This window comes from Stenotrophomonas sp. 2YAF22, from assembly GCF_052114665.1.
GTDB lineage: Bacteria > Pseudomonadota > Gammaproteobacteria > Xanthomonadales > Xanthomonadaceae > Stenotrophomonas > Stenotrophomonas indicatrix.
In genome coordinates, this window is record NZ_JBFRFE010000091.1 from 1 (window position 1) to 9,662 (window position 9,662).

Sequence of the window (9,662 nt, forward strand, 5' to 3'; positions counted from 1 at the left end):
GGTTGCGGGGGCGTGAGCGCCATGGATGGCGCGACCGAGCTTACATGGGCGTACTTGCAGCGTCCCCCGCAACCGGAYCCACCCCGCCATSCCRCAGGAAGCMMGCTTTTGCTGTTGCTYCGGCTGTTGCCGTTGTCGTTGCCTCGGCGGGTGCAGGGCGCAGCCCTGCCAACAAACCCAACCCTCAGAACATCAGATTGATCATCACCACCACCACGCAGGTATAGATCAGCGACAGCGGGCCGCCGACCCGCCACATCTCGCGCGGGGTGTAGTTGGCCGGGCCGGTGATCATCGAAATCACCGGGTTTGACGCCGTCATCAGGTTGTTCGACGCCGACAGCGCCACGATCAGCGCGAACGCCGTGGGATTGCCGCCGGCCGCCAGCGCCAGGTTCACCGCGATCGGCACCATCACGATGGTCGCGCCCACATGGCTGATCACCAGCGAGAACACCGTGGTCAGTAGAGCCAGCGCCAGTTCCAGCACCCAGATCGGAATGCCGGTGGGCAGCTTGTCGATGGTGTGGCCGGCCACCCATGCCGCTGCGCCGCTGGAATCCATCGCCCAGCCGAGCGGAATCAGCCCGGCCATCATGAATACCGTCTTCCAGTTGATCGAGGCATAGGCCTCGTCCATGCGCAGCACGCCGGTCAACAGCATCCCGGCCACACCGGTCATCAGGGTCAGCGCCACCGGCAGTTTGCTGGTCAGCGCGATCAGGATGGTCAGGGCGAAGATCGCCATGGCGATCTTGAACTTGTGCGGGCGCTGCTCGCCAGTGGGGTAATCGGTGACCACCACGAAGTCGCGGCTCTTGGCGGCCTGCGCCAGGTCGGTCCAGATGCTGTGGAAGACCAGCATGTCGCCGGCGCGCAGCTGCACATCGCGCACATCCTCGCGGATCACCTGCTTGTCGCGGTTGATCGCCAGCAGGCTGATGCCGCGTTCCTTGCGCAGGCGCAGCTCGCCTGCGGTCTTGCCGATGACGCCGGAGGTCGGCGGCACCACCGCCTCGGAAATGCCGGCGCGGCTGGGATTGAACAAGTCGCCCAGGTGTTTCAGGCGCGAGGACATGCGCAGGAACTGGTTCTGCGCGAAATCGTGGATCTGCTGGCGCGGGCCCATCGCGCCGAGCACGCTGCCCACCCAGATGCGCATTTCCGCCGGCGGTGCCAGGCGGGTGTCATTGCCGGTCTTCAGTGCCAGCAGCAGCGGCGCGTCATGCAGGTTCTCGGCTTCGCCCAGGGTCATGCCGACCAGCGGGCTCTCGGCGGTGACCACCAGCTCGAACACGTCGCCTTCGATGCCGTAGGTCTTGGCGAAGTAGCTCTCGGTGCGGGCCGGCGTGGTGCCGTCGTTGACCAGGCTTTCCTCTTCCACCAGCTTGCGGTCGCCGTAGTAGCGGAAGTACAGCAGCGAGGCAATCAGCAGGGCGATGCCGATCGGCAGCGGCGCGAACATGCGCAGCGGCTCGATGGTGGCCAGGCCGGAGGGCAGGTTGTTGTTGGCCGAGGCCAGCAGATCGTTCAGCAGGATCAGCGGCGAGTTGCCGACCATGGTCAGCGCGCCACCCATCACGATCGCCGCCGAGATCGGCAGCAGCAGGCGTTGCATGGTCAGCCCGGTGCGCGCGGCCAGGCGCGAGGCGACCGGCAGGTACAACGCCATCACCGATGGATTCTGCATGAAGGACGAGTTCAGGCCAGCGATGGCCGTGGTCATCATCAGCAGCCGCTGCTCCACGCCATGCCCGCGCCGCAGCAGCCAGGCCGCGAGGCGGTTCAGCGCACCGGTGCGGTCCAGGCCCGCGCCGAGGATGGTGGTGGCTATGATGCTCATCACCGCGTTGCCGGAGAAGCCGCCGAAGATTTCCTCCGGCGCGATCAGGCCGGTCACGCCCAGCACCACCAGCACCACCAGCGCGACCACGTCGGCGCGGATGCGCTCGAACAGGAACATCGCCATTGTGAAGCCGACCAGCCCGAGCACGAGCTTCATGTCAGTGGTCAGCGTCAGCGCGGTATCCATGTGGGGCGCGGCGTCCTCAGGCGTTCATCAGGTGCGGTCGTACAACAGGTCCCAGACGCCATGGCCGAGCTTCTGGCCGCGGGTCTCGAAGTGTGTCTGCGGGCGCCAGTCCGGGCGCGGCACGCTGCCACGCGGGCCGGCACGGTTGACCAGGCCGGGGGTGGCATCGAGCACGTCCCACATCTGCTCGGCGTAATCCTCCCAGTCGGTGGCACAGTGCAGGCGGCCACCGGGGCGCAGCTTGCGCACCAGCAGCTCGGCAAAACCCGGCTGGATCAGGCGACGCTTGTTGTGGCGCTTCTTGTGCCACGGGTCGGGGAAGTAGATGCGCACTTCGTCCAGCGCGCCATCGGCGATTTCCTTTTCCAGCACTTCCACCGCGTCGTGGTGGTACAGGCGCACGTGGTCGGCGTTGTCGTCGGCCAGCGCGTTCAGCAGCCGGCCCACGCCGGGGGCGTGGACTTCCAGGCCGATGTAGTCGCGGCTGGGGTCCTGCTGCGCGGCGAAGCGCAGCGCGGCGCCATTGCCGAAGCCGATTTCCAGCACCTTGTGCGCATCGCGGCCGAAGGTGGCATCCAGATCACGCGGTTCACCGCTGAAATCCAGGCCGAAACGCGGCCAGCGCTCGTCGAACGCGCGCTGCTGGGCCGGGGTGAAACGGCCCTGGCGCAGCACGAAGCTGCGCACTTCACGGCGACCTTCGTTGACCGTGAACGGCTTGGGCGGTGCCTTCGAACCGGCGCTGTCGAATGGATTGGTCATCAGCCGATCAACCCATCGATCGGCGAGGACGCACTGGCATAGCGCTTGCGCGGAATGCGGCCAGCCAGGAACGCCTCGCGGCCGGCTTCCACGGCCTTGCGCATGGCGCTGGCCATCAACACCGGGTTGCGCGCACCGGCGATGGCGGTGTTCATCAGCACGCCGTCGCAGCCCAGCTCCATCGCGATCGCCGCATCCGACGCGGTGCCCACGCCGGCGTCGACGATGATCGGCACCTTGGCGTCTTCGATGATCTGCAGCAGGTTGTACTTGTTCTGGATGCCCAGGCCCGAGCCAATCGGCGCGGCCAGCGGCATCACCGCAGCGCAGCCGATCTCTTCCAGACGCTTGGCCAGGATCGGGTCGTCGGAGGTATAGACCATCACCTCGAAACCGTCCTTGACCAGCTGTTCGGCGGCCTTGAGGGTTTGTACGACGTCCGGGTACAGCGACTTCTGGTCGCCCAGTACTTCCAGCTTGGTCAGGTTGTGGCCGTCCAGCAGTTCGCGGGCCAGGCGGCAGGTACGCACGGCATCCTCGGCGGTGTAGCAGCCGGCGGTGTTGGGCAGGATGGTGTAACGGTCCGGCGGCAGCACGTCGAGCAGGTTCGGTTCGCCGGGGTTCTGCCCGATGTTGGTGCGGCGGATGGCCACGGTGACGATCCGGGCGCCCGCGGCCTCGGTGGCCAGGCGGGTTTCTTCCAGATCCTTGAACTTGCCGGTGCCGGTGAGCAGCCGCGAGCTGTAGGTCTTGCCGGCGATCACCAGCGAATCGAGGGAGACATGAGCGTTCATGACGCGATTATCGCTTATCCGCCTGAAGATGGGGCCACGCAGAGGCGGGGGCGAGGGTGTTTTCCTCAGCCGCCACCCAGGGCATGCACGATCTCCACCACATCGCCCTCGGCCAGCACATGCTCGGCATGACGGCTGCGGCTGACGATCTCGCCGTTGACCTCCACTGCCACCCGGCGTTGCAGCAACTGCTCGGCCGCAAGCAGGTCCAGAAGGGTCGCCGAAGCGGGCAGGGTGCGGGGTTCGCCATTGAGCTGGATGTTCATGGGGCCATTGTCGCTGATCGCCGGTTCGCATCGGAACCGTTGCAAAGTCGTGCGCTACACCCGCACTGGCAAAGCCCGCCGGGCCGGGCTCGGGCGACAATCCATGCGGCGGCGCAGCGTGAGCAATTGGCGGCGCAGTGAAACCATTCACCGTGCGCCGGCGTACGTGCGTCGGGTCCTCAACGAAATCCCCACAGGAGTTTTTACATGCTGCTCAGCAAACGCCCGATCCGCTCCCTCATGGCGGCCGCGATCGCGCTGGCCGCGCTGCCGGCCATGGCAGGCGAATCCCCGTTCACCCGCACCGTGTTCATCGGTGACAGCCTGACCGATAGCGGTTACTTCCGTCCGCTGCTGCCGGTCGACGTGCGTCCGGTCACCGGCCAGTCCACCACCAACCCCGGTTGGGAGTGGGCACAGTGGGTGGCCGATTACTACGGCACCAACGCCAGCCCGAACGGTAACGGCCAGTCCGGCGACAACTACGCTGTCGGCGGCGCCCGGGTCGGTACCGACTTCCGCAACCCGCAGCTGGGCAACGTGCTGGTGCCGTCGTTGAAGACGCAGACCGCCAACTACCTGGCTGCCAACGGTGGCAAGGCAGATCCGCGCGCGCTGTACACCGTGTGGGGTGGCGCAAACGACCTGTTCCAGATCACCAACCCGGCCCAGGCGCCAGCCGTCATCGGCTCGGCGGTCACTGACCAGATCGGCATCGTGGCCAGCCTGAAGCAGGCCGGCGCCGAGTACGTGATGGTTCCGAACCTGCCCGATATCGGCTCCACTCCGGGCTTCATCGATCGCGGCGCTGCCGCGCGTGTGCAGGGGACGGCGCTGTCCAACGCCTACAACAACGCCCTGTATGGCGGCCTGAAGCAGGCCGGCATCGACTTCATTCCGCTGGACACCTACACGCTGCTGCGCGAAATCATCGCCACCCCGGGCATGTACGGCTTCAGCAACGTCACCGGCCGGGCCTGCACCGTGCCGTCGTCGCTGACCTGCAGCCCCTTGGCCTATGTGCGTCCGGATGCGGCAAGTACCTACCTGTTCGCCGATGACGTGCACCCGACCACGGCCGCGCACCAGATGCTGGGCCAGTACGCCATCTCGATCCTGGAAGGCCCGCGCCTGCAGCAGGTGCTGAGCCACTCGGCGCAGACCATCGGCCGCTCGCGCGCCGACCAGGTCAGCCTGCACCAGGCCGGCCGCCCGGCTGATGGCCTGTCGTGGTGGGGTGGCGTGCGCGGCGACATGCAGCGCTACGACCACGCCGATCTGTACGACGGCCTGGCCCCGGCCGGCCTGTTCGGTGTCGACTGGGCGCGTGACGGCATGGTGTTCGGCGGCTTCGCCGGCTTTGGCCGCCTGAATGCCGACTTCGGCAACAGCCGTGGCGATTTCACCCAGAAGGACACCACGGCCGGTCTGTTCGCCGGCTGGTACGGCGACCGCATCTGGGTCAATGGCCAGGTCAGCTACACCTGGCTGTCCTATGACGTGAACCGCAAGGTCCAGCTCGGCCCGGCAACCCGCGAACACGGCGGCTCGCCGGACGGCAGCAACCTGACCGCCGCCTTGAACGCCGGTTACGAGTTCGGCACCGAAGGCGGCTTCCGCCACGGCCCGATCGCCTCGGTGATCTGGCAGCAGGTCAAGATCGACGGTTACACCGAAAGCGCCAACGCCGGCACCCTGGCTACTGCACTGGGTTACGGCAAGCAGGATGTCGACTCCACCGTAGGCCGTATCGGTTGGCAGGCCCGCTTTGACGGCGGTGCGGTCAAGCCGTACGTGCAGGTGACCTACGACCACGAGTTCGAAGACACCAAGCAGGCCAGCGCCTGGGTGCAGAGCCTGCCGGACGTGGGCATGTACCGCGTGCCGGGCATGGACTTCGACAAGAACTATGCAACCGCCATCCTGGGCGCGCGCATGGAGCTGTTCGGCCTGCAGAGCAACATCGGCCTGAGCGCCACCACCCTGCAGAAGCGTGCGCAGGACGCGACGTTGTTTGCCAGCTTCAGCGGCAGCTTCTGATGCGGACGACGGCGGACCTGCGGGCCTGCCGTCTACTCAACGGGCAGGCTCCACGGGCCTGCCCGTTGCGTTTGAACACGTGCCCCGCATAGACTTGTAGGGCAACGCGGGCGTAGCTCAATGGTAGAGCTGTAGCTTCCCAAGCTACTGACGAGGGTTCGATTCCCTTCGCCCGCTCCATGTCTTCCAGCGGTTTGCGGCGTGTCAGCCGCTCCGCGCTACCCAGCCAGCGCGACAGCGCCTCGGCTCGGGCACTTCGATCCGCTTTGCCGCACAATGATCGCGGGCATGCTGCCAGGTGAGTTTTCCTTGGCTCAGCGCCGCGCGACCGTCCTTAGCGCTGGAAAGCCTCCTCTGCGACCTTGCGGTCTGCTCGATCCAGTCACACGGACAGGTTCAGTTGTTGCTGGGATCGGACATGCTAGAAATCCGTCAACAACTGGTATCCATCGTTCGTTGTCCGGAGCGTGAATGATCGCTGCACTTGTGCCCATCAGGCGATGCTTTGATTTTTCGGGACGATCCAACCGGACAGAGTTCTGGTCGTTCTTCCTGCTTGCCGCTCTCTTGGCCGCGCTGAGCTACAGCTTGATGGAAGCTGGCTACTGGCTGATCGGCACACGGTTCTACAATTGGGAACTGGGCTTGCGTCTCAATAGCGTGGGGCAGGGCTTGGCAACGGTCGCGCTGGTATCTTTCCTCCCGCCCATGCTCGCACTGACCGTGCGCAGGTTGCACGACATTGATGAGTCGGGATGGTTTGTTGTCATTGCCTTCGTTCCTTTGGGGGTGTTCGTTCTGTTTCCGGTCATGCTGCTGCCCGGTAGCGAGGAAGAGAATCGATTTGGCGGGACGCAGGGATTGTCGGGGGGCTGAAAGTATCTGGCGCAGCGTTTGCCGGTGCCTGCTTGAGAGTGCGGACTTCGCGTCCGAGCGTGCAAGGCAGATTCCAACAATCCGTATGTCCCCCCGACTTGCCCTCCGCTAGCGTGTTGCCCTCATTTCAAGGAGCACGCCGGCATGCAACGCAGGAACGACCTGGTCAACGCACTGCATCAGATATTCCTTTCCGCGGGAATTGGCTCGGCCAAACAGGTTGAAGCGGTGCGCGCCCTGGGCAGGGCAGGTGGGCCGGAGGCCGCGCAGCGCATCGTGGAGATCTACAAGGATGCCTTCGGCGGGTCGACCGTCCAGATGGCGTGCATCGCCGCTCTGGGCGAGGCCGCACGCGGCTATCCAGCGGCGGAATGAAGGGGAAGCCCGGCACGCGGTGGTGCCGCCAGGCAACATCATCCGGTCGCAACGCTGCCACGCTATGCTGCGCGCCTGCCGACCGATCCCACTGCGATGAAGCTCGCCATCCTGTCCCGCAACACCCGGCTGTACTCCACCCGCCGGCTGGTCGAGGCCGCGCGCGCGCGCGGCCATACCGTGCGCATCCTCGACCCCCTGCGCTGCTACATGCGCATCGCCGCGGACGGCTTTTCCATGCACTACAAGGGCCGGCCGATGACCGGCGTGGACGCGGTCATCCCGCGCATCGGCGCTTCGGTCACCCGCTATGGCACCGCCGTGTTGCGCCAGTTCGAACTGATGGGCGCACGCACGCCCAATCCGTCCGACGCGATCCTGCGCTCGCGCGACAAGCTGCGGGCGCACCAGCTGCTGGCGGCCAAGGGCATCGACATGCCGGTCACCGTCTTCGGTGACAACCCGGATGACACCGTCGACCTGTTGTCCATGCTCGGCCCGCCGCCGCATGTGGTAAAGCTCAATGAAGGCACCCAGGGCCGTGGCGTGATCCTCACCGAGAAGGCCAGCGCCTCGCGCGGCATCGTCGAAGCCCTACGGGGGTTGTATGCCAATTTTCTGATGCAGGAGTTCATCGGCGAGGCCAAGGGAGCCGACCTGCGCTGCTTCGTGGTTGGCGACCAAGTGGTGGCGTCGATGCAGCGCCAGGCCCCGGAAGGGGATTTCCGCTCGAACCTGCATGCCGGCGGTACTGCGGTGGCGTCCAAGGCCAGCCGGGCCGAGCAGCAGGTGGCGGTGCGTTCGGCCAAGGCCCTGGGGCTGGGCGTCTGCGGGGTGGACCTGATCCGCTCCGAGCGCGGCCCGCTGGTGCTGGAGGTGAACTCCACCCCGGGGCTGGAAGGGATCGAGGCCGCCTGCGGGGTGGATGTGGCGGCACGCATCATTGAACACGTCGAGAAAATCAAAAAATCCTGATATTTCAGTGGCTTGAAATTAAATTCAGGCGGGGTTGGCGGGTTTAACACTGCTTTAATCGCCCCGGGCGTAGCCTTCAACGAACCGCAGCTCTGCCTCTCAGCAGGATCGGTATCGGGATACAACTTCAGGCCCAGGCGGGTGCACCGCCTGGGTCTTTTTTATGCCCTGTGTCCCCCTGCCAAGGGACCCTTGTGGGCACGTGGGGACACTCGTAGAGTTGGGCCTTCGTTCCGAAGGATCGGGAGGTTGGCGATGTACCGCACCACGATGATCGTGCTCTTGCTGTGTCTGCCTGGCGTTGCACTGGCCAAGCCGGAAAAGGCGGCTGTGCAGATGGACCGCCAGGCCCCGGTGGCCGAGCAGGTCCGCCAGGTCGAAAAAGCCCTGCAGCAGGGGGACTACAACGAAATATCCGCCGACGACCGCAGTCAGGTCCAGCAGGCCCTGGCTCGGATTACCCAGCGGATGGGCGACCGGCAGACCGTTCAGGAGCTGCCGCCGCAGGTACAGAATGACGTTTTCAACGATCAGGAACGGGTCAACAGCATCCTGACGCGCGCCCACGACGACAGTCGCCAGATCTGCTCGTACCAGCGCACCACGGGCAGCAACATGCCCAAGAGCCGGTGCATGACCGTGGCCGAACGGCGCCGCATCGAGGAGAAAGGCAAGGCCCTGCTCAACGACCAGCGCACCTACAGCAACGTGAACCCGGACTCCAAGCTTTAAGGCGGCCTGCACCCTGCCGGCCAGCACTTGCTGGCAGAGCGGGCATCCGCATACAGTCGGCGTTCACCTCAGACAGGGATTCGTTTGTCATGAAGCATCCAGTGATATCAGCGGTTCTGGTTTCGGCGTTGGCCCTGGTCGCTGCCTCGGCAGGGGCCAAGAGTGCCGAAGAGGTATTCCTGCCGGGCAAGCCGCTGCTGCAGCAGGTAGAGCGCATTGAGATCGAACTCAACGATGGCGAAACCTATTCCGAGCTGCGTCAGGAAGAGCGCGGCAAGGTCCGCGAGACCCTGGTTCGCATCCGCGCCGCCGCCGAGCAGTACCCCACCAAGGACGCGATGCCTGAATCGGTACGAACCGAGGTCTTCAACGATCAGCAGGTCGTGAACACCGTTTTGACACGGGCGCGTGAAGATAGTCGTCTAATATGCCGACGTGAGAAGGCCATTGGTTCCAACATGTCGTCCACGCAGTGCTTGACCGTCGCCGAGCGTGCTCGGCAGAAGGACAAGGCGCAGCGCGACATGGGCCAGGCCCAGCGCGTCGGTAAATTCGTCAATTAGAGGTGACAGTGAGAATCCTGGTAATCGAAGACAACAGCGACATTGCGGCCAATCTGGGCGACTACCTGGAGGACCGGGGCCACACCGTGGACTTCGCTGCCGACGGAGTGACCGGGTTGCATCTGGCTGTCGTGCACGAGTTCGACGCGATTGTCCTGGATCTCAACCTGCCAGGCATGGACGGCATCGAAGTCTGCCGCAAGCTTCGCAACGAAGCGCGCAAGCAGACCCCCGTGCTGATGCTGAC

At 65.2% G+C, this 9,662-nt stretch carries 11 protein-coding genes and 1 tRNA gene; 8 read left to right on the forward strand and 4 right to left on the reverse strand.

Annotation, left to right across the window (positions count from 1 at the left end):
• Positions 1-184: 184 nt before the first annotated feature.
• The 4 genes from AB4Y84_RS05810 to thiS form a co-directional block, all read right to left on the reverse strand.
• Entirely contained in the window at positions 185-2,032 is a 1,848-nt protein-coding gene (locus tag AB4Y84_RS05810; protein ID WP_025874276.1) for an SLC13 family permease, read from the reverse strand.
• Between the two features lie 27 nt (positions 2,033-2,059).
• Positions 2,060-2,794: a tRNA (guanosine(46)-N7)-methyltransferase TrmB gene (gene trmB, locus AB4Y84_RS05815; RefSeq protein WP_025874277.1), complete on the reverse strand. Its 735-nt coding sequence runs from the start codon at positions 2,792-2,794 to the stop codon at positions 2,060-2,062.
• Positions 2,794-3,588 carry a thiazole synthase gene (locus AB4Y84_RS05820; protein ID WP_312109812.1) on the reverse strand — a complete coding sequence of 265 codons (795 nt, stop codon included), beginning with the start codon at positions 3,586-3,588 and terminating at the stop codon, positions 2,794-2,796. Before AB4Y84_RS05820 ends, trmB begins: the two co-directional genes overlap by 1 nt.
• A 65-nt stretch (positions 3,589-3,653) precedes the next feature.
• On the reverse strand, positions 3,654-3,854 hold the full coding sequence (gene thiS, locus AB4Y84_RS05825) for a sulfur carrier protein ThiS (protein ID WP_025874279.1): 201 nt from the start codon (positions 3,852-3,854) through the stop codon (positions 3,654-3,656).
• A gap of 207 nt (positions 3,855-4,061) precedes the next feature.
• Between thiS and AB4Y84_RS05830 the strand changes: the two genes are divergently transcribed.
• The 8 genes from AB4Y84_RS05830 to AB4Y84_RS05865 form a co-directional block, all read left to right on the forward strand.
• On the forward strand, positions 4,062-5,894 hold the full coding sequence (locus tag AB4Y84_RS05830; RefSeq protein WP_394198418.1) for an autotransporter outer membrane beta-barrel domain-containing protein: 1,833 nt from the start codon (positions 4,062-4,064) through the stop codon (positions 5,892-5,894).
• A 106-nt stretch (positions 5,895-6,000) separates the two neighbouring features.
• Positions 6,001-6,074, forward strand: a tRNA-Gly gene (locus AB4Y84_RS05835).
• Positions 6,075-6,365: 291 nt separating this feature from the next.
• Positions 6,366-6,770, forward strand: a complete 405-nt coding sequence (locus AB4Y84_RS05840) for a DUF805 domain-containing protein (RefSeq protein ID WP_223496341.1) — start codon at positions 6,366-6,368, stop codon at positions 6,768-6,770.
• A gap of 144 nt (positions 6,771-6,914) precedes the next feature.
• Positions 6,915-7,145 carry a hypothetical protein gene (locus AB4Y84_RS05845; RefSeq protein ID WP_105164563.1) on the forward strand — a complete coding sequence of 77 codons (231 nt, stop codon included), beginning with the start codon at positions 6,915-6,917 and terminating at the stop codon, positions 7,143-7,145.
• 96 nt (positions 7,146-7,241) lie between these two features.
• A complete protein-coding gene (gene rimK / locus AB4Y84_RS05850; RefSeq protein WP_025874283.1) occupies positions 7,242-8,120 on the forward strand; it encodes a 30S ribosomal protein S6--L-glutamate ligase in 879 nt (292 codons plus the stop codon).
• Positions 8,121-8,375: 255 nt separating this feature from the next.
• A complete protein-coding gene (locus AB4Y84_RS05855; protein WP_442244989.1) occupies positions 8,376-8,852 on the forward strand; it encodes a hypothetical protein in 477 nt (158 codons plus the stop codon).
• Between the two features lie 89 nt (positions 8,853-8,941).
• The gene (locus tag AB4Y84_RS05860) at positions 8,942-9,415 is read left to right on the forward strand and encodes a hypothetical protein (protein ID WP_140225599.1); all 474 of its coding nucleotides are present in this window, start codon (positions 8,942-8,944) and stop codon (positions 9,413-9,415) included.
• Positions 9,416-9,423: 8 nt separating this feature from the next.
• On the forward strand, positions 9,424-9,662 hold a 239-nt coding region (locus tag AB4Y84_RS05865), incomplete at its 3' end, for a response regulator (RefSeq protein ID WP_442249864.1).